A 19,248-nucleotide genomic window follows, 5' to 3' on the forward strand; every position below is an offset into this window, starting at 1 on the left:
AGAGCGACATGCCAGGCACCCCGCTGATCGAGGTCACCGGCCTCACCCGCGTCTACCGCCGCCCCCGCACCTCGCTGACCAGGCCCGGCGCGGAAGTGCGCGCGCTGCGCGACGTCTCCCTGACCGTGCACCGCGGCGAGCGCTTCGGCATCGTCGGCGAGTCCGGCTCCGGCAAGTCCACCCTGCTGCGCCTGCTGTGCGGCCTCGACCGGCCCACCTCGGGCAGCATCCGCTTCGACGGGCGGGAGATCACCGGACTGCCCGAGCGCAGGCTGCGCTTCCTGCGCGAGAACCTCCAGATCGTCTTCCAGGACCCGCTCAGCTCGCTCGACCCGCGCATGCGCGTCCGCGACCTCATCGCCGAGCCGCTCGTCGCGCTCGGCCTGCCCGTGGACGACCGGGTCACCGAGCTGCTGGAGGCCGTCGGGCTGCCCGCCGACGCGGCCGAGCGCTACCCGCACCAGTTCTCCGGCGGGCAGCGCCAGCGCATCGCCATCGCCCGCGCGCTCGCGCCCAGGCCCGCGGTGCTGGTCGCCGACGAGCCGGTCAGCGCGCTGGACGTCTCCGTGCGCGGGCAGATACTCAACCTGCTCACCGACCTCGCCGACGAGCTGGGGCTCACGCTCGTGTTCGTCTCGCACGACCTGTCGGTGGTGCGGCACGTGTGCGAGACCGTGGCGGTCATGCGGCAGGGAGAGATCGTCGAGACCGGGCCCGTGGACGACGTCTGGGCCGCGCCCGCCCACCCGTACACGCGGGCGCTGCTGGAGGCCGTACCGACGCTGGAGGGATGGACATGATCGAGGTCGACGCCGACGGAGTGGTGGAGTTCACGCAGGCGCTGGTACGCATCCCCAGCACCAACGACCCGGCGAAGGGCCGCTCGGAGCAGCCCGCCGCCGACCTGGTCGCGGCCAAGATGCGCGAGTGGGGCTGGGACCCCGTCGTGTACGAGGCCGCGCCCGGCCGCCCCAACGTGGTCGCCGTGGTCGAGGGCGGCGGAGGGCCGGGCCCGACGCTGATGTTCGAGGGGCACACCGACGTCGTCACCGAAGGCGACCTGTCCTCCTGGACCGTCGACCCGTTCGGCGGCGAGATCCGCGACGGGAAGCTGTGGGGCAGGGGCAGCGCCGACATGAAGTCCGGCCTGGCCGCCACCCTCTACGCCACCCGCGCGCTGCAGCTCGCTGGACCGTTCCCCGGCCGGATCAAGGTGTGCGCCCTGGCCGACGAAGAGGGCCTGATGATCGGCGCGCACCACTTCGTCTCCGAGGGCCTGGCCGCCGACGTGGACGGCGCCATCGTCGCCGAGCCGGAGGCGGGCGAGATCTGCGCCGTCGCCAAGGGCGCGCTGCGGCTGCGCGTGGACCTCACCGGCAAGATGGCGCACGGCGCGATGCCGCAGCACGGCCGCAACCCCATCCAGGCCGCGGGGCCGCTGCTCGTCGGGCTGCGCGCGCTGCAGGACGAGCTGCAGGCCCGCCACCCCGCCCACGAGCACCTCGGCGAGGTGTACGTCACCCCGACCGTGCTTCAGGCGGGCTCGCAGGAGCAGGTCAACGTCATCCCCGCCGTCGCCTCGGTCTTCGTGGACGTGCGCACCATCCCCGGCGTCGAGCACAAGGACATCGCCGACCGGGTCGCCGCGCTGGCCGCCTGCGACGGGATCACCGCCGAGGTGAGCGTGCTGGTGGACCGGCCGCCGGTGGACGTGCCCGTGACCGATCCCGTGGTCGCCGCGCTCGCCGCCGCCCACCGTACGGTGACCGGCGAGGAGCCCGTCTACGGCGGCGTGCCGGGCAGCACCGACGGCACCGTGCTGACCCACTGGGGCGGCATCCCGTCCGTCGTGTACGGCCCCGGCGGCAAGTGGATCGCCCACCAGGCCGACGAGTACGTCGAGATCGACGACATCGTGCGCTGCACCCGCGTCTTCGCCGAGGCCGCCAGGCGCTTCCTCACCGGGGACCACTGATGCGGCCGGGACCGGCCAACTGCCTGTCCGACGTGGCCGGGCTGAGCGTCGGACACCACCAGCGCACCGACGGCGGCCACCGCACCGGCACCACCGTCGTGCTCTGCTCGGGGGACGGGGCGGTGGCCGGGGTGGACGTGCGCGGTGCCGCGCCGGGCACCAGGGAGACCGAGCTGCTCGACCCGCGCAACCTGGTCGAGCGGGTGCACGCCGTGGTGCTGACCGGCGGCAGCGCGTACGGGCTCGCGGCCGCGTGCGGCGTGGTGGACCGGCTGGCCGACGCCGGCATCGGCTATCCGGTGGCGGGCGGCGTGGTGCCGATCGTGCCCGCCGCCGTCATCTTCGACCTCGGCCGCGGCGGCGACTTCCGCGCCACCCCCGATCCCTCCTTCGGCGCCGCCGCCTACGACGCGGCCCTGGCCGGGGGCGTCCCGGGCCAGGGCAGCGTGGGCGCGGGCACCGGGGCCGTGGCGGGCGGGCTGGCCGGCGGAGCCGGGACGGCGAGCGCCGTGCTCGACGACGGCACGACCGTGGCCGCGCTGAGCGTGGTCAACGCGGCGGGCTCCGTACTCGACCCTCTCGACGGCACGCTCGCGGGGGTCCGCTACGGCCTGCCCGGCGAGTTCGGCCACCTCCAGGTCCCCGACCCCGCCGAGGTGGCCGCCTGGTCGCCCGTGCGGGCGCCGTCGTTCAACACGACGATCGGCGTCGTCGCCACCGACCGCACGCTCACCAAGGCCCAGTGCGGCAAGCTGGCCGCGGTCGCCCACGACGGCCTGGCCAGGGCGATCAGGCCCGCCCACACCATGACCGACGGCGACACCGTCTTCGGCCTGGCCACCTGCGCGGCCCCCGCCCCCGACCACGACGCCTTCCAGGACATGCTCGCGGCGGCGGCCGACGCGTTCAGCCGCGCCGTCGCGCACGCCGTCCTGGCCGCCACCGGCCGCGACGGAGCGCCCGCGTACCTCGACGTGTTCCCGAGCGCCAGGAGGCCGTCGTGAGCGGTGCGCGCCCCCCGCTCGAAGCGTCTCCCAGCGGTGCGGCGCGTGCATCCGCGCTCGGCACGTTCCCGAGCGCCGCCGCGCGTGCGCCCGCGCCCGGCGCGCCCCTGAGCGCCCCCATGCGCTCGCGGGGCCGCCGTCCGAGTCTCAACGTTGTTCCAACCCTGAGGAGGCGGTCATGAAGCAGGAGTGGCCCGGCGGGCTGCCCATCGGCGGCGGCTGGGTGGAGACCGCGGACACCACCGGCGTCATCTTCCCCTACGACGGCTCCACGGTGGCGGCCGCGCCGCTCGGCACGCCCGAGCTGGCGGCGCGCGCCCTGAACGCCGCGCTGGACGTCGCCCCGGAGATGGCGGCGCTGCCCTCGCACGCCCGCCGCGCCGCGCTGACCGGCGCCCGCGACGCCCTGCGCGAGCGGCGCGATGACGTCGAGCGGCTGCTGGTGCTGGAGACCGGCAAGCCGCTGGTGGACTGCCGGGTGGAGGTGGACAGGACGCTCGTGACGCTGGAGACCGCCGCCGAGGAGGTCGCCCGGCTGCACGGCGAGACCGTGCCGCTCGACCTGCTGCCGTCCGGCGAGGGCCTGGTCGGGTTCTGGACGCGCCGCCCCATCGGCGTCGTCGTCGGCATCACCGGCTTCAACTATCCGCTGCTTCTTGCCGCCCACAAGATCGCCCCGGCGGTCGCGGCGGGCTGCCCCGTGATCGTCAAGCCGGCCCCGCCACCCCGCTCGCCACGCTCTGGCTGGTGCACCTGCTCAGGGAGGCGGGCCTGCCCCGGCCGGCGTGCAGCTCGTCACCGGCGACGTGGAGGTGGGCCGGCGGCTGGTGGAGGACCGGCGGATCGGCGCGGTCTCCTTCACCGGCTCGGCCGCCGCCGGCCACGCCATCGCCCGCTCGGCCGCCCCCACCAAGGTGCTGCTCGAACTCGGCTCGAACGCGGCGCTCGTCGTGGCCGCCGACGCCGACATCGAGGCCGCGGCCGACGCGGTCGTCAGAGGCGGCTACTACGCCTCCGGCCAGGCGTGCATCTCCGTGCAGCGGGTGCTGGTCGAGGAGAGCGTGGCGGAGCCGTTCACGGCGCTGCTCGCCGCGAAGGTCAAGGGCGTCACCGTCGGCGACCCGCGCCTGCCCGGGACCCGCGTCGCGCCGCTCATCGACCCCGCCGCCACCGACCGCGTCCTCGACTGGATCGCCGCCTCCGGGGCCGAGGTGGTCACCGGCGGGCACCGCGAGGGGCGGGCCATCGCGCCAACCGTGCTGTCCGGAGTGCCGGACGGCGCCGCCGCCTGGGAGGAGGAGATCTTCGGGCCCGTCGTGTGCGTGCGCCCCGTGCCCTCGCTGGACGCCGCGTTCGACGCCGTCAACGCCTCACGGTACGGCCTGCACGCCGCCGTCTTCACCCGCTCGCTGGCCACGGCGTTCGCCGCCATCGACCGCATCGAGGCCGGGGGAGTGGTGGTCAACGAGGTGCCGGGGTTCCGTGCGGACAACATGCCGTACGGGGGCGTCAAGGACTCCGGTGCGGGGCGCGAGGGGCCCAGGTTCGCCATCGAGGAGCTGACCGTCACCCGCATGGCCATCATCCGGCCGTAGCAGCGAGCACCCGGCCTCCCGCGCGGCCGACGGCGGGGAGGCCGGGGGAGCGGTCAGTTGGGCGGGTCGAAGCGGCCGTCCACGGCGGTCCAGCCGCCGTCCACGTACAGGACGGAGCCCGTCACGAAGCTGGCCGCGTCGCTCGCGAGGTACACCACCGCGCCCGCCATCTCCTCGGGCGCGGCCCACCGGCCGAGCGCGCTCTTGGCGGCGTAGGCGTCGTACCAGGCGGGGTTGTCCTTGATCTGCCGGGTCAGCGGGGTCTCCACGACGCCGGGCGCGATGGCGTTGACCCGCACGCCGCTCGGCCCGAACTCGGCCGCCGCCGTCCGCAGCAGCTGCACCAGGCCGGCCTTGGTCGCCGAGTAGACGCCCTGGCCCGGCTCGGTGACGGAGGCGCGGATGGAGGCGAAGCCGATGATCGATCCGCGTCCCCGCTCGACCATGCCGGCTCCGAAGGCGCGTACGACGTCGAAGGAGGCCCGCAGGTTGAGGTTCACCACGCGGTCGAACTCCTCGCCGGAGTAGTCGAGCAGCCGCTTGCGCACGTTCGTGGCCGCGGTGAACACCAGCACGTCCGCCGGCTCCTCGGCGGCGAGCGCCCGCACCGCATCGCCGTCGAGCACGTCGAGCAGCCGGGCGCTGCCGCCGCACCCTTCGGCGGTCTCGGTGGCGGTGGCGAGGTCGCGGTCGGCGCAGATCACGTGAGCGCCGTGGGCGGACAGCGCCAGCGCCGCCTCCCTGCCGATGCCGCTTCCGGCGCCGATCACCACGGCCCGCCGCCCGTCCAGGCGGAACAACGTGTCATATTTCATACGACGCACCTTAGCCGCATGCCGATGTGATCAAAGGGGCAGGTGAGGCGGGCGACGCTCGGCATCCGGTCAGCTCCCGCGACGGTTCAGCATCCGGTCAGCTCCCGCGACAGGGCGCGCAGCCGGGCCCGCGCCTCCGGATCGTACGCCTGCTCCAGCGCCCGAGCGGGCCGCAGCCCGTCGTAGAAGCGCCCGGACACCTCGTCCAGCTCCGGGTCCGTGACGAGCCGCGAGGTGGCCTCCACGCCCTCGCGCAGCTCGCTCAGCGGCGCCGCCGTCACCATCTTGGTCGGCATGTACGTCGCCGGGTGCAGCGCGTTGGCCGTCACCCCGGTGCCCGCCAGCTCCTCGGCCAGATCGACGGTGAACATGATCTGGGCCAGCTTGCTCTGCGTGTAGGCCCGGCCACCGCTGTAGCCCTTGAGCAGCATCACGTCGTCGAAGTCGATGGGCGACTGCCCGAGGCTGCTGACGTTGACGATCATCGCGGGCGCCGCCGCCTTCAGCACCGGCAGCAGCAGCCGGGTCAGCAGATATCCGGACAGGTAGTTGACCGCGAACCGCAGCTCGTGGCCGTCGGCGCTCTCCTGCCGCGCCGGGCCGCCGGGCACCGTGGCGCCGATGCCGGCGTTGTTGACCAGCGTGTCGAGCCCTCCGTGCGCGGCGGCGACCGCGGCGGCCAGCTCGCGTACCTCGGCGAGCGAGGCCAGGTCGGCGCGGTACCAGTGCAGCCGGGCTTCGGGCACGCGGGCGCGGATCTCCGCCATCGTGGCCCGCCCGCGCTCGTCGTCGCGGCCGTGCAGCAGGACGGTAGCGCCGCGCTCCGCCAGGTCGGCGGCCAGCGCGCGGCCGAGCCCGTCGGTCGCGCCCGTGACGAGGATCGTGCGCTGCTCCATGGGGCGCATGGCTGCCTCCTGATCGTCCGTGCGGTTCCGACGCTATCGCGCCGTGCCGCGTACGGACGCCGCGCCCTCAAGAGCGCCGTGCGACGCGCCCTCACCGGGCTCACGCGACGCGCCCCTACGGGCTCGTGTGGCTCTCCCCTCATCAAGGGCCCGCGCGACCTCGCCGTCAGAGGGCGGCGGGCCGCGCGACCTCCTTCAGACCTCCTCAGAAGCTCCTCAGGAGCCTTCTGGCGGCCTCCTGGGCCCCCGGTCAGTCCTGCCTCTCGGCCGGGACGATGACGGCGTCGGGCCCGGGGAAGACGAACTGCTCGTGGCCGTCGGGGAAGCGCACGACGTAGGGCGGCGCGCCCTCCGGCCCCCGGACCTCGATGATCTCGCCCTCCCTGTCGCCCTGGCCGACGACATTGCCGTGGATGACCAGCTTGTCACCGGTCTTCGCATGCATGGCGGGCTCCTCTCAGCCGGACATTTCGTCAACGTTGAGGTGCGCTACTTCCACCTACTTCCACCTTGCAACATGCCGTCCGTCCCGCAAAGCGGCGGCCCGGTGACACGGACGTCAGGACCGTGTGACGAGAGCGTGCGTGAGCCGCAGCGGCGCGGGCGGCGGCAGCGGTGCGGCGTTCCCGGCGCGGAACGCCTGCAGCATGTACGCCACCAGCCGCCGCGACGCGACCGCCGCCGGCTCGCCCGCCATCGCGGCGACCCCGCAGTTGGCCTGCAGGAGTACGACCAGGTCGGCGATGGCGAAGTCGGCGCGCAGCCGCCCGGCGGCCTTGGCCCTGCGCACGACCTCGGCCAGGCCCTGCTCGGCCCGCCGCCGCATGCGCTCGAAGTCGATCGCCTCGGGGAAGGCCGTCATGAACGCGGCGGTGAACCCCTTGTCGGCCACCTGCATCGCGCACACCTTCTCCACCAGCGTCTGGAACGCGTGCCACGGGTCGGGGTCGGCCAGCGCCTCGTCCACCGCTCCCGCGCACTCGGCGACCTGGTCGGAGAACACCTCCGTCACCAGCGACTCGCGCGAGGGGAAGCGCCGGTAAAGCGTGGCGACGCCCACCCCGGCCCGCCGCGCGATGGCCGCCATCGGCACGTCGAGACCGCGCGTCGCGAACGCCTCCCTGGCCGCGTCGAGTATCCGATCCCGATTGTGCCGGGCGTCCGCCCGCAGCTCCCGGCGATCGGCGATGTGAGAGCGATGACCAGGCATGTTTCTCACATTAGCGTAAGTGGATGGCGTCATCCGTTTAGCTGTCAGAGACACCCGAAGCGAAAGGGAATGAGCACAGTGAACGAGATGCGCGCGGTCCTGTTCGACCGGTACGGCCCGCCCGACGTGCTGTACGTCGGCACGCTCCCGAAGCCGGTCCCCGGCCCCGGCGAGGTGCTGGTGCGCGTGCACGCGGGCAGCGTCAACGGCGGCGACCTGCACGGCAGGGCGGGCGAGGTGCGCCTGGTGACGGACGTGAAGCCGCGCGGCTGGCCGAAGCCGCTCGGGCTGGACTTCGCCGGCGAGGTCGCCGGGCTGGGTCCCGGTGTCACCGGCCCGAAGGAGGGCGACCGGGTGTGGGGCGTGCTCGGCAGGACGTTCGGCAGCCTCGCCGAGTACATCGCCGTGCGCCCCGGCGTCATCGCCCTGATGCCGTCCGGGCTGGATCATGTGCAGGCGGCGGCCCTGCCCGTGGGGGCGGTGGCGATCACCGCGCTGCGCGACAAGGCCCGGCTGCGCCCCGGCGAGCGGCTGCTCGTCCGCGGCGGCAGCGGCGGCGTCGGGCACCTCGCCGTACAGCTCGGCAGGGCGTACGGGGCACACGTCACCGCGCTCGCCGGGGCCCGCACGCTGGACTTCGTCCGCGACCTCGGCGCGCACGAGGCGTACGACTACGCGACCACGGACCCATCCGAGCTGGGCCGCTTCGACGTGATCCTCGACACCGTCGGCGCCGATCAGCCGGCCTACCACCGCCTGCTCGCGCCGGGCGGGCGCATGGTGGCGATCGCGTTCGACCTGCGCCGCCCCGTCTCCTCGCTGGCCTTCATCGCCGCGTCGGCCCGCCACGGACGCTCCCGCGTGCGCTTCTTCAGCGGGAAGCCCTCACACCGGCTGCTCACCGACCTGGCCCGCCACGTCGAGAAGGGCGAGCTGCGGCCGGCCGTGGACCGGGTGTTCCCGCTCGACGAGGCGGCCGCCGCGCACCGGGCGCTGGAGGCGGGCGGCGTACGCGGCAAGATTGTCATAAGAGTGGCCTGAACTCGCCCGTATCCCCTGACCTGCGGCGAAACCCGACAGCACGGAAAAATTGGAGTCCCATGTCCGGAGGAGTTTGACGCCCTGTGAGGAAATGTGGTCATCTCGTGACCAATGTTTCTGAAGGGATGAACCGAGACTAGGTCGGGGGAAACGCTCAATGCCGCACGCCCTCCTGCGCGTGCTCGTTTCGACGACGATCGCGGGCACGGCCCTGACGGCCGTGCCACCTGCGGCCCAGGCGGGAACCGTGCCGACGCCGGCCCAGGCCGGAACCGTGCCGACGCCGGCCCAGGCCGGAACCGTGCCGACGCCGGCCCAGGCCGGACCCGGGACGACACCGGCCCAGGCCGGACCGCAGACCCCGGCGCAGGTGCGGGCCAGGCCCACGGCGGTGCGCGCCACGCCCGTACCGGCCATGGAGGAGCCGCCTCCCGCCGTCGTCACCGTCGCGCGCCGGCCCTCGCTCGCCCTGCGGCCGGTCGGAGACCAGCGGGTGGGGCCGGGCGCGCCGGAGGTGACCACGCCCGCGGGCCCCGGCCTGGCCGGCCAGATCACTTCGGGCGCCGCCGCCGTGCAGGAGCAGCAGGGGTACGGCAGGGGAGTGCCCGACGCGGGGAACGTGCTGCCCGACACCTCGCGGGCCCGCCCGCTCGGGCTGGCCAAGGCGACCGAGCGGGCCGGCAAGGCGGTCGACGACCTCGGCAAGACGCTGGGCAAGGTCACCTCCAAGGTGCTGCCGAAGACCACCACGTCGCTGTCGGACTCGGCGGCCAAGACGGTCTCTGGGGTGACGTACCGGCTGTGCGTGGAGAGCGCCGACGTGCCGGTGTCCTGCTCGGCCCGCCGGCCCGTCGCCGTGCCGATGTACGCCGACGTCACCGGCGACGACAAGCCCGACCTGGTCGCCAACCTGGTGCCCGCCACCGAGCCGGGCAAGGGCGTGGCCGGCGTGACGTTCACCGTCAAGCGGCTGGGCAAGCGGAACCTCAAGGCGCAGGTCTGGGCCGAGTACGACGGCAAGGTCTCGGTCGGCTTCGACGGCCTGCGCCGCGGCTCCTCGCTGTCGGCCTCCGACAAGGGCACGTTCACCGTGGATCTGGCGGGCAAGCGGGTCAAGGCCGTCGTCCAGCGCAAGGAGCCCGGAGCGTCCGCCGCCCTGGTCGCCGGGCTGAAGGGCCGCAACTCCGTCAGCCTCCGCCAGACCCCGGCCACCTCGCAGCTGACCGTGAACGCCGCGCTCGGCGAGCCCTCGCTCGACGTCGCCGCCTCCGCTCCCGCCCGGCTGGAAGCGCTCGCCGTGACCGGCCGCCGCTTCACCCACGCCGTGCTCGACCGCATGGGCCCCCGCGCCCAGGTCCGCGTCTCCGGCGGCAAGATCACCTTCACCAGCCCCACCTCCGTGGGCCGGGCCGAGCTGGACGACCTCTCCTACCGCGACGGCCGCCTGTCGCGCGTCATCCGCGTCGACATGGACCGGGTGCCGCCCTCCTTCACCGCCCGCTACCGCTCGGCGAACAAGAAGCAGACGCTCTCGGCCGCCACCGCCAAGGGCGGCGCCGGCCGCTCCGACATCGTCTTCTACGACCGCGCCGCCGGGCAGACCGTGATCAAGGCGCGGCTCAGCGCCGTGCCCGCCCGGGTCAACGTGGTCAACGACATGGCCGCGCACCGCGTCACGCACAGCTCCAGCGCGCCCATCAAGGACTTCGCCGTGGTGCTGCAGCGCGGCGGCGGCGCGATCTCCACCCCGCGCGGCGACCACGTCACCATGATCAAGGACGGCGCCGCGATCGGGGTGTCCGGCAGGCTGTCGGGGCTGCGCGGCTTCGACGTCACCTACGGGGCCACGCCGCACGCCCACCTCGACGCCGCGGCGGGCGGCGGGGCGTTCCTGGGCGCGGCGAGCATCGACCGCACCCATCTCGCTCGCCTGGAGCTGTCCAACACGCCCGCCACCGTGGACGTCACCCTCGACCCCGCCGCGCGCAAGGCCGTCTACCGGGCCGGCGGCGTGATCGGCACGATGCGGGCCGCGTACGCGAACGTCAAGTCCGGCCCCACCGTGGACGGCACCGTGCTCGGCGTACGCGACAACGTGGAGGCGTCATGGGCGCTCGGCGAACGCTCCACGGTCAAGGTCGAGTCGTCGGGCAAGGTGCGGTCGGTGCGGATTTATGCCAATAAAGCGCACGTGACGACGCCGTCCGGCGAGGACGTCCGCGCCGTCGTCGAAGGCGTGCGCAAGCGCGCGGAACTCGTCGCCGACACCAAGGCCCAGACCCTCACCTGGGACTCCGACGGACCGGTGTCGAAGGTGACCGCGCTGGCCAGGGTGAAGCTGGGCGACCGGTACGCCAGGGCCGCGGCCCAGGTCACCGGCGTGCCCGCCAAGTTCGACGCCTCGTGGGCGGCCGGGTCGTACCGCTTCCGCGGGCTGTCCGGCCCGGTAGGGTCGGCGGAGCTCGCCTTCACCAACCACGACCGCGCCACCTCGCCCGCGGGCCCGCACCTCGCCGCGCACTACGACCGGGCCAGCGGCGACCTCGACGCCAGCGTACGGGTCGAGAAGCTGAAGCAGGTCGAGCTCACCCCGTCCCCGCAGGGCCTCACCGCCGGCCTGGACGCCGCAGGACGCCGCATCACCGTGGACGCCGACATCCGGCAGGGCGACGACCGCTTCGGCCTCGCCGGCACCGTCGGTCCCGTGCCCGGCCGCTTCTCGGTCGCCTCCGAGGGAGGCAAGCTCACCTACACCGGCTCCCCGCTCGATGTGCAGGCCCGCGCCTGGCTCGGCAAGGCCGCCGCGCTCAGCCGCATGCGCGCCGCGCCCGCCGTGTCCGGCGGCGTGTCGCTGGTGGACGGCGCCTGCACGCCCGGACGCCCGGGCTGCGCGCAGGGGGCCTTCTGCGTGGCCCAGCGCGGCTGCTTCGGCCTGCAGGGCTACCTCGACGTCAGCGGCCTGCCCGAGCAGGTGACGGTGGACCTCGGCGGCAAGACGTTCGCCTTCTCCGGCTTCCGTCCCAAGAACCGCTCCCTCGACGTCTACCTCGCCAGCAGCGTGCTGTCGCCGGTGCCCGTCAAGGCCAGGGCCAAGCTGGCCGGGCTGCCCGAGAAGATCACCGGCATGTCGCTCGGGCCGATCTCGGTGTCGCAGGGCAACGCGGTGCAGGCCGCGTACAAGATCGAGCCCGCCGCCACGCTCGGCGCGCTGTCGGTGCGGGCCGAGGCCGCAGGGCTGCGCGGCCGGCTCGCCATCGACCCGGTGCCCGCCTCCATGGCCTTCCAGGGCACGTACGGGGCCAAGACCCGCATCAGGGTCACCAACTCCGCGCCCGTCAAGCACCTCAGCGCCAAGGTCACGCTGCCCGGCAAGGGCACCGGCGAGCTGCGCTTCTCCGACGTGCCCGCGGTCTTCGGCGTGGACGCCGACGCCTCGGCGGCCGGGCTGAGCGTGCCCGCCGTCACGTACAAGGCGGTCGGGGGCGTCAACACGCTCGACGGGCGGCTCAGCGTCGAGGGCGGCCTGGTGGACCCGTCGGGGCGGCTCGGCGACGTCGCGTTCTCCGTGCGCGACCTGGCCGCCGACACGACCATCAGGCTCAACCCCGACCAGTCGCTCGACCTGGTCTCCAAGCCGGTGCCCACAGGACGCATCACCGTACGCGGCGGGCTGCGCATCGACGGCATGCCCGCGCAGAAGCTCGCCGTGGACAAGGAGGTCCCCCACACCGGCGGCTTCCTCACCTATCACGTCGGCGGCAGCTTCGGGCTGCGCAAGAGCTCGGTCGAGCAGGTCACGTTCACCATCTCCCGCATGTCGTGGCTGCGGCTGCGGCCCGGCAAGATCCCGTTCGGGCTCAAGGCGCCCGCCGCGATCGGGTACGTCGCACCCGGCTTCGAAGGGTCGTACGGCACCGTCAAGATCGCCGCCAAGGGCGTGGACCTGCGGCCGGACGTCAAGCTGGACATCAAACTGAGCCGCGAGATCGGCGCCGACGTCTTCCGCCAGTCGGTCCGCATCGGCCGCACCACCTCGCTCGCCCTGCGCCGCTACGACCAGCGCATGCGGCGCATCGGGGCCAAGCAGCAGATCAAGGCCGCCGGCATCAGCCTCGCCTGCGTGACCGTGGACGCCAAGCCGGGCTTCGCGGCCGGCGGCGGCGCCGCCAACAGGATCACGCTGCGCGGCGCGGACGGGCCCCAGATGGTGTCGCTGCTCGACCCGGGCGGTCAGGTGCCCGACTACGCGGTGGACCTGCTCACGCACTTCATGAGCCCGTTCCCGGGCGCGGAGTGGAAGGTGGCCGGGCTGGACGCCGGGTCCTGCGGGCCCGGCAAGAACGGCAAGCCCGCCGGGCGCGGCGACGACCGCTGAGTTCTCGTCCATAATGTCGGATCAAGTCACGCCCGCCGCCCGCGGCCGTGACGACCGCCCGACAGGAGAGGAACGCATGACCGCCCCCGCCCCGCGCAGCCCGCACCAGCGCAAGCAGGACACCCTGCACCGGCTCGAACACGACGTGGACGCCTGGGTGGCCACCGCGAGCGCCGACGGGACGCCGTACATGGTGCCGCTGTCATTCCTCTGGGACGGCGAGTCGCTGATCGTCGCCACCACCGCCGCCAGCCCCACGGGGCGCAATCTGCTGGCCAACGGCAAGGTCCGGGTCGGCATCGGGCTGGTGCGCGACGTGGTGCTCGTCGAGGGCACCGCACGCGCCACGCCGGCCGGTGAGCTGCCCGCCGAGGCCGGCGACGCGTTCGCGGCCAAGGCCGGGTTCGACCCGCGCAAGGAGCCCGAGTCGTACTACTACTTCCACATCACGCCGCTCCGCATCCAGGCGTGGCGTGAGGCGAACGAGCTGGCGGGCCGCACGCTGATGCGCGACGGCCGCTGGACCGTCGACTGACCTTCCGCTGCCTTGCCGGAGGTCAGGACGGGAGGGTGACGGCCAGCGCCGTATGGCGCTTGCGGAGGACGAGCGGCCCTGAGACGTCCGTACCGGCCGGATAGGCGTCGATGCGCAGACCGGCCGGCTGCGGGCGTCCTGCGCCCGTCCAGGCCCGCACATGGGCGGCCAGCTCGCGGGCGAGCCGCTCACCGTCCGGCCCGTGGCCGCGCACGACGGGATCGCCGTGCAGGGGGAGGAGCGCGAGGCCGCCGGGCTCTGCGATCCCGGCGCTGAAACCGTGGCCGGCGCCCATGACCGTGCACCAGCGCGGCTCGTGCAGCGCAAGCCACATCGGCACGCCCGTACGGTGCCCCGCATCCCACGGGCCGCCGTCCTGCGGCGTATCGGGATCGCTCAGGAGGCCGTCCAGGGAGAGCTCGGCAGCGGTGTCGCCGAGCGCCGCCGCCACATCGCCGAGCTCGCGCGGCTCCGGCAGCGACATCACCACGTACGGATCCCGGCTCACGACCTCGGTCACCTCGGTGCCCGAGAGCGGCCCGCGCATCCGCATGAAACCGCACGGCAGCACCGACCGGCTCGTCCAGCGGCCGCCGTCGCGCTCCAGAGCCACCGACAGCTGCAGGCCGTTGACGTCGAGCGGCACCACCAGCCGCCCGCCGGGCGCGAGCTGCTCCGTCCAGGCGGGCGCGAGGTCCCAGACGCCCACGGTGGCGATCAGCCGGTCGTACGGGGCCCGCTCGGGGTGGCCTTCGGCGCCGTCCCCGCACACCACCTCGACCTGCGGCAGCCCGGCCTCGTCCAGATGGGCGCGCGCCTCGGCCGTGATATCGGCGTCGATGTCGAGACAGACCACCAGGCCGCCGGGCTCCGCCAGCCGGGCCAGCAGCGCCGCGTTGTAGCCGGTGCCCGCCCCGATCTCCAGCACCCGGTGCCCCGGCCGCACGTCGAGCTGGTCGAGCATGGCGGCCATGATCGTGGGCTGCGACGAGGAGCTGGTCGGCCGGCCCGCGTCGTCGCGCCGGGTGACGATCGGCTCGTCGCGGTAGGCCTCCTCCGGCGGGACGTGCGGCACGAAGAGGTGGCGCGGCACCGCGCGCATGGCCGCCGCGACCCGCTCGCCCACCTCCTGCTGCTCTGTGAGCTTCGCCACCATGGATTCCCGCAAGCCGGTCAGATCCATGCGGTCATTGTCCACCGCGACCGGAAGGGCGCGTAAAGAAAACCGTCGGAGAGGGTTGAGCGGCGATCCAGAGGGAAGGGCAGCCAATTCATGTACGTCGAACGTGAGGAGGAGCCGTAGTGCTCACCCTGACAGCCAACGCAGCCCAGGCCATCCGCGATCTCACAGCGGCGGCGCCCGAACCCTCCCAGAGCGGGATCCGCATCTCGGCCCAGGGAGAGGGCGCCGGCTCGCTCACCCTGACCCTGGCCACCGCCCCCGAACCGGCGGACGCGGTGGTCGAGTCCGAAGGGGCACGCGTCTACCTCGACCCCGTGGCCGCGACCGTGCTCGAAGACAAGTCCCTGGACGCCGGATCCGACGACCAGGGCAGCGTGTCGTTCCTGGTCACCGACAAGCCCGCCTGAGGCGGCCTCGCCGCGCCGGGGCGACACCGGCGCGGCGAGGTCCCCGGCACCGTCAGCCGTCGGAGAAGAGCTTGTGCAGGTAGCGCACCTGCTCCTCCGACTGGTAGCCGCCGCCGCCCTCGTGGTTGTTCCACGGCCAGACCGTGATCTCCTTCGGGCCCTGCCAGTGGTTGTAGGCGGCGAACACCGTGGACGGCGGGCAGATGTCGTCCATCAGCGCCACCGAGTACAGCGCCGGCACCGTGCCGCGGGCCGCGAAGTTCATTCCGTCGAAGTACGACAGCGTGCGGAACACCTGGTCGGCAGTGTCACGCCGGGTCGCCAGGAAGCGCACCAGCTCCTGGTACGGGTCGCGCGGCGTGATCTCCACCGCCCGCCGGAAGTGCGACAGGAACGGCACGTCGATCAGCGCCGCCTTCACGCCCTGGTGCAGCGCGGCCGTGGCCTGCGCGATCGCGCCGCCCTGGCTGCCGCCCGCCACCACGATCCGGCTCGCGTCCACCGAGGGATGCTGCGCCGCCGCGTCCACCGCCCGCACCGCGTCGGTGAACACCCGGCGGTAGTAGTACTCGGCGGGGTCGAGGATGCCGCGCGTCATCATGCCGGGCGCCTGCGAGTTCGAGCTGCCGTGCGGGTCGCCGGTGACGCCGGGGCTGTTGACGTTCGCGCCACCGTGGCCGCGCGTCTCCATCACGAACACCGCGTACCCGGCGGCCGGCCACAGCAGGTGATCCTTCGGGAAACCGCGGCCACCGCTGTAGCCGATGTAGTGCACCACGCACGGGATCTGGCCCTCCGTGCCGTGCGGCAGCAGGAACCAGCCGTTGATGCGGTGCCCGCCCCACCCGGCGAACGACACGTCGAACACGTCCACGGTCTTGAAGGGCAGGTCGTACGGGACGTACTCGGCGGCCAGGTCGTGCTCCCTGGCCTCGGAGAGGGTCGCCGTCCAGAACGCGTCGAAGTCGGCGGGCTCGTCGCGGTCGGGGAGGTAGGTACGGAGCTGCTCCAGGGGCAGGTCGAACAGTGGCACTGTGGTTACTCCAGCTGTGTAGAGAGGTTCCTGCTATTTCATCCCAAACCGACGGAAAGCGCTATCCCGCCTGCTTCATCCGCTCAAAGTGCGAAATATGGGTAGGCGCTGGGCCGTGAGCGAACATGTTATCGAGGTCCCCTCTTCGCACCTCCGCCCCGGTTTGGTGCTCGATGTGCCCGCCGGCACCCGCGACTTCCTCGTCCTCATCGGCGACACGGACTCCCGCGCGCAGCTCCTCAACGACGAGACGGGCCTGCCGCTGCTCAGGGTGGGCGGCTACATGACGGCCGACGGGGCGGTGATCGACGAACGCGTGTGGACCGTCCGCGAATCCGTCCGCCACGGCAACCGCCTCCACCTCCACCTCGGCCCCTCCATCCCCTGACCGGGCCTGAAGACCCCCTGACCGGGCCTGAAGACGGAACCCGGCCTGGGCGGACGAGAAGCGGGCCGGTCGGAGCCGGAGGCAGGCCGGCCGGCCGGGCCTGACCGCGGCACCGCTCGCGGCGGTCAGACGGGGCCGCGGTAGCCCGGGGGAGGGGTGTCGCCCTCGTAAGCGGGAACGGGGCGGCCGGTCAGGAACGCCCGGAGCAGTCGCAGATGGGCCGTGCTGCGGTCGCCCTCGGCGACGTCGCCAAGGTAGGCGAGGCGGGCGTCGGGCAGCGTCTTCTGGTACGCGGCGGCGGCCGACCAGCTCTCGGCGTCACAGGCGCTCTTGACGATCAGCACAGGAACCTCCACCTCGGCCAGGTCCGCGCGCAGAGACGCGGGCCCCGGCCGCCCGGTCACCGCGACGTAACCCCCAGGAGGGTCCCCGGTACCCCCGGGAGGGTCCCCGGCCAGGGCGGACTTCTCTCGGGACGCGCCGGTCTCCTCCGGGGGCGTGCCAGACCTTCCGCGCGTGACGGCCGCTCCTCCGCGAGGGGCGGTCTCCTCTCCACGCGGGGCGGTCTCTCCGCCGCGTGCGGCGGTCTCTCCTTCGCGTGCGGCGGGTTCCCCTCCGCGTGCGGCGGGCTTCCCAGCAGGGGCGCTGGAGTTCCCTTCGGATGCGGTGGACATCGCTCCGGACACCCGAGTCTCCGCAGGCGTCCGAGGTTCCTTGTCCGTGCGCTTCTTCTCGGGTGCGCGAGTCCCCGCAGGTCCTCCGGCGCCCTCACCGCGGTCGGAGGTCGTCCCGGGCGGCGATGGGCACGGGGGCTCGACGGTCCGGCGCAGACGGGCAAGGTACGCCGCCAGACCGGCCTCACCGGCGTAGGCGTGCGCGGCAGGCGGATCCACCCGGAGCAGAGTCGCGATGGCGAGCGTACGAGGATCCGGCAGATCGGAGGCCAGGTTAGCGGGGTTCGGGAGGGCTGGGGCGGCGGGACGGGACGGGGTGAGCCCGTCAGGGGAGTACAGGGCCGCTCTGGCGACCCGCCCGGGATGGCGTACGAGGTAGGCGGCGGCGAGCTGGGCACCGTGGTCGCGGGCGACGAGGTTCAGCCGCTCGGCACGGAGAAGGCGGCGGATCGCCTCCAGGTCGGCCACGTCCCGGTCGAGGCCGTAGTCGCGCGGGTCGGCGAGCCGGGCGGACCGTCCCGCGCCGACCTGGTCGTAGACGTACACCTCGAAACCCTCGGACGCCAGCCGCCCGTAGAACGCAGCGTCGCCGGCCAGGTCACCGATCCCGGGCCCGCCGTGCAGGAACACCACCGGCTCCGGCCGGGTGACCCTCTTCGGAGCGGTACGTACGTACGCAAGCCGAGACCCCGTCGGCAACCGCCACTCCCGCTGCCCCGGCACCTTGGCGACCGGCTCGGCCGGCGGAGGCGGCCCGAGCGTAGCGGCACCGACCTGCCACACCACCAACGCCTCGACGGCGAGCAGCGCCACCGCCCGCACCCAACGCCCCCACACCGCCCGCGGCCGGGGCACGCACAGCAGCAGCCCCAGGAAGAACACCGACGCGAACACCGCCAGCCCCGTCACCGCGAACACCACCGGCCGCGCCCCCACCATCGCGGTCCCGGCCAGCGCGGCCAGCCCCAGCACCGGCGAGAGCGCCAGCACCCCGGCACCCGCCACCACCCGCCCGGTGATCTTGGCGACCAAAGCCACAAAAGGGACGGTAGTGCAATCCACCCCGCCGCGACCCGCAAACCAGCCGCACAGTGCGCCTGGCCCGCGACGTCCACCCGCGAGCCCGGACGGGCGCGGCGTCCTCACCCCCGGGTTCCGGAAGCGGCTACGAGGCGGTGAAGGCCGCGGCGGGTTCGGGCGAGGGAGCCGGGCAGGTGCGGGTTTCCGGCGGTTCGGCCGGGCAGGCGGGACCCGGTGATCGGAAGCGCGGATGCGCCTGCGGCGTGGACACGATCGGAAGGGACGGACGCGCGGCACGCAAGCGTGATCGGAAGGAGCGGGCACCGACGCGATCCGGCCGGCATCGGGAGGGCGCCTGGGTGGGCGAGTGAGCGTCGGCTGGTGGACGAGGCGGCGTCGGATGGGTGGACGCGGGTGGACGCGCCCGTCGAAGGCGGATGCCGGGCTGGGGCAAGGGTGACGATTACGCTCTGTGTGTGAGATGTACCACTCCGTCATAGGAAGCCTTCATGCGCGCACGTCTGACCCTGTCGCTGGCCGTCATCACCCTGGCCGTTCTGCCCGGCTGTGCCGGGCAGCAGCCGCCGCACACCGCGGCGGTGCCCGCATCGCCGACCGATGCCGGAGCCGAGGTCTCTGAGCAGGACCGCGAGTGGATGCGGCTCATCCACCAGGCGAACCTGGCCGAGGTCCAGGCGGGGCGGCTGGCTCAGGGCAAGGCCACCACGAAGCAGATCAAGAAGGTCGGCGAGACGCTCGTAAAAGATCACACCCAGCTCGACATCAAGGTCACCAAGACGGCCGAGCAGCTCGGCATCGACCTGCCCACCTCGCCGTCGCCGGAGCAGTACGAGATGCTCGACCGTATCCAGAGCGTCAGCGGGCAGGACTTCGACCAGGACTTCCTGTCAGGGATGATCAAGGCGCACCGGCAGGCGCTGAACGCCACGAAGACCGAGATCTCCAAGGGCTCCGCGCAGCCGGTGGTGTCGCTGGCCAAGGAGGCGGCGTCGTCCCTGGAGAAGCATCTCGCCGACCTGCGCAAGGCTCAGGGCGGCGGCTGACCGGCACGACACGGATCGCGCAGG

The 19,248-nt window shown here is 73.5% G+C and carries 17 protein-coding genes and 1 pseudogene; 11 read left to right on the top strand and 7 right to left on the bottom strand.

What is annotated here, in order from left to right:
* Positions 1–8: 8 nt before the first annotated feature.
* From ACFMQL_RS30245 to ACFMQL_RS30265, 5 genes and pseudogenes are all read left to right on the top strand, one after another.
* A complete protein-coding gene (locus ACFMQL_RS30245) occupies positions 9–800 on the top strand; it encodes an ATP-binding cassette domain-containing protein (protein WP_364053517.1) in 792 nt (263 codons plus the stop codon).
* Positions 791–1,975, top strand: coding sequence for a M20 family metallopeptidase (locus ACFMQL_RS30250; protein ID WP_378788163.1), 1,185 nt, complete (start codon positions 791–793; stop codon positions 1,973–1,975). Before ACFMQL_RS30245 ends, ACFMQL_RS30250 begins: the two co-directional genes overlap by 10 nt.
* Positions 1,975–2,979, top strand: a complete 1,005-nt coding sequence (locus ACFMQL_RS30255) for a P1 family peptidase (RefSeq protein WP_378788165.1) — start codon at positions 1,975–1,977, stop codon at positions 2,977–2,979. Before ACFMQL_RS30250 ends, ACFMQL_RS30255 begins: the two co-directional genes overlap by 1 nt.
* A gap of 178 nt (positions 2,980–3,157) precedes the next feature.
* A pseudogene (locus ACFMQL_RS30260) lies at positions 3,158–3,640 on the top strand (aldehyde dehydrogenase family protein); the annotation flags it as partial.
* A gap of 124 nt (positions 3,641–3,764) precedes the next feature.
* Complete coding sequence (locus ACFMQL_RS30265) at positions 3,765–4,574, top strand: aldehyde dehydrogenase family protein (protein ID WP_378788167.1); 810 nt, start codon at positions 3,765–3,767, stop codon at positions 4,572–4,574.
* Positions 4,575–4,627: 53 nt separating this feature from the next.
* On the opposite strand, the gene ACFMQL_RS30270 is transcribed toward ACFMQL_RS30265, so the two are convergent.
* The 4 genes from ACFMQL_RS30270 to ACFMQL_RS30285 all read right to left on the bottom strand — a co-directional run bounded on the left by ACFMQL_RS30270 (position 4,628) and on the right by ACFMQL_RS30285 (position 7,504).
* On the bottom strand, positions 4,628–5,389 hold the full coding sequence (locus ACFMQL_RS30270; RefSeq protein ID WP_364053508.1) for an SDR family NAD(P)-dependent oxidoreductase: 762 nt from the start codon (positions 5,387–5,389) through the stop codon (positions 4,628–4,630).
* 86 nt (positions 5,390–5,475) lie between these two features.
* The gene (locus ACFMQL_RS30275; protein WP_364053506.1) at positions 5,476–6,294 is read right to left on the bottom strand and encodes an SDR family NAD(P)-dependent oxidoreductase; all 819 of its coding nucleotides are present in this window, start codon (positions 6,292–6,294) and stop codon (positions 5,476–5,478) included.
* A 250-nt stretch (positions 6,295–6,544) separates the two neighbouring features.
* Positions 6,545–6,739 (bottom strand): DUF1918 domain-containing protein, encoded by a 195-nt coding sequence (locus ACFMQL_RS30280; RefSeq protein WP_364053503.1) that lies wholly within the window; start codon positions 6,737–6,739, stop codon positions 6,545–6,547.
* Positions 6,740–6,853: 114 nt separating this feature from the next.
* Entirely contained in the window at positions 6,854–7,504 is a 651-nt protein-coding gene (locus ACFMQL_RS30285) for a TetR/AcrR family transcriptional regulator (RefSeq protein ID WP_378788170.1), read from the bottom strand.
* Positions 7,505–7,591: 87 nt separating this feature from the next.
* Between ACFMQL_RS30285 and ACFMQL_RS30290 the strand changes: the two genes are divergently transcribed.
* The 3 genes from ACFMQL_RS30290 (at position 7,592) to ACFMQL_RS30300 (ending at position 13,455) form a co-directional block, all read left to right on the top strand.
* The gene (locus tag ACFMQL_RS30290) at positions 7,592–8,545 is read left to right on the top strand and encodes an NAD(P)-dependent alcohol dehydrogenase (protein WP_378788172.1); all 954 of its coding nucleotides are present in this window, start codon (positions 7,592–7,594) and stop codon (positions 8,543–8,545) included.
* Positions 8,546–8,702: 157 nt separating this feature from the next.
* Positions 8,703–12,920: a hypothetical protein gene (locus tag ACFMQL_RS30295; RefSeq protein ID WP_378788174.1), complete on the top strand. Its 4,218-nt coding sequence runs from the start codon at positions 8,703–8,705 to the stop codon at positions 12,918–12,920.
* A 76-nt stretch (positions 12,921–12,996) separates the two neighbouring features.
* Complete coding sequence (locus ACFMQL_RS30300) at positions 12,997–13,455, top strand: pyridoxamine 5'-phosphate oxidase family protein (protein ID WP_364053491.1); 459 nt, start codon at positions 12,997–12,999, stop codon at positions 13,453–13,455.
* 22 nt (positions 13,456–13,477) lie between these two features.
* On the opposite strand, the gene ACFMQL_RS30305 is transcribed toward ACFMQL_RS30300, so the two are convergent.
* Complete coding sequence (locus tag ACFMQL_RS30305) at positions 13,478–14,638, bottom strand: methyltransferase domain-containing protein (RefSeq protein ID WP_378788176.1); 1,161 nt, start codon at positions 14,636–14,638, stop codon at positions 13,478–13,480.
* A 119-nt stretch (positions 14,639–14,757) separates the two neighbouring features.
* On the opposite strand from ACFMQL_RS30305, the gene ACFMQL_RS30310 reads away from it, so the two are divergent.
* On the top strand, positions 14,758–15,045 hold the full coding sequence (locus tag ACFMQL_RS30310) for an iron-sulfur cluster biosynthesis family protein (RefSeq protein WP_364053485.1): 288 nt from the start codon (positions 14,758–14,760) through the stop codon (positions 15,043–15,045).
* A 52-nt stretch (positions 15,046–15,097) separates the two neighbouring features.
* Here the strand turns inward: ACFMQL_RS30310 and ACFMQL_RS30315 are convergent, their stop codons facing one another.
* Complete coding sequence (locus tag ACFMQL_RS30315) at positions 15,098–16,078, bottom strand: acetylxylan esterase (RefSeq protein WP_364053482.1); 981 nt, start codon at positions 16,076–16,078, stop codon at positions 15,098–15,100.
* 115 nt (positions 16,079–16,193) lie between these two features.
* Here ACFMQL_RS30315 and ACFMQL_RS30320 point away from each other — a divergent pair, with 115 nt between their 5' ends.
* Positions 16,194–16,466: a hypothetical protein gene (locus ACFMQL_RS30320; protein WP_378788178.1), complete on the top strand. Its 273-nt coding sequence runs from the start codon at positions 16,194–16,196 to the stop codon at positions 16,464–16,466.
* A 125-nt stretch (positions 16,467–16,591) separates the two neighbouring features.
* On the opposite strand, the gene ACFMQL_RS30325 is transcribed toward ACFMQL_RS30320, so the two are convergent.
* Positions 16,592–18,178 carry an alpha/beta fold hydrolase gene (locus tag ACFMQL_RS30325; RefSeq protein WP_378788180.1) on the bottom strand — a complete coding sequence of 529 codons (1,587 nt, stop codon included), beginning with the start codon at positions 18,176–18,178 and terminating at the stop codon, positions 16,592–16,594.
* A 491-nt stretch (positions 18,179–18,669) separates the two neighbouring features.
* On the opposite strand from ACFMQL_RS30325, the gene ACFMQL_RS30330 reads away from it, so the two are divergent.
* The gene (locus tag ACFMQL_RS30330; protein ID WP_364053473.1) at positions 18,670–19,224 is read left to right on the top strand and encodes a DUF4142 domain-containing protein; all 555 of its coding nucleotides are present in this window, start codon (positions 18,670–18,672) and stop codon (positions 19,222–19,224) included.
* Positions 19,225–19,248: the final 24 nt, after the last annotated feature.

Origin of the sequence: Nonomuraea fastidiosa, from assembly GCF_042751225.1 — a bacterium.
GTDB classification, from domain to species: Bacteria; Actinomycetota; Actinomycetes; order Streptosporangiales; family Streptosporangiaceae; genus Nonomuraea; species Nonomuraea fastidiosa.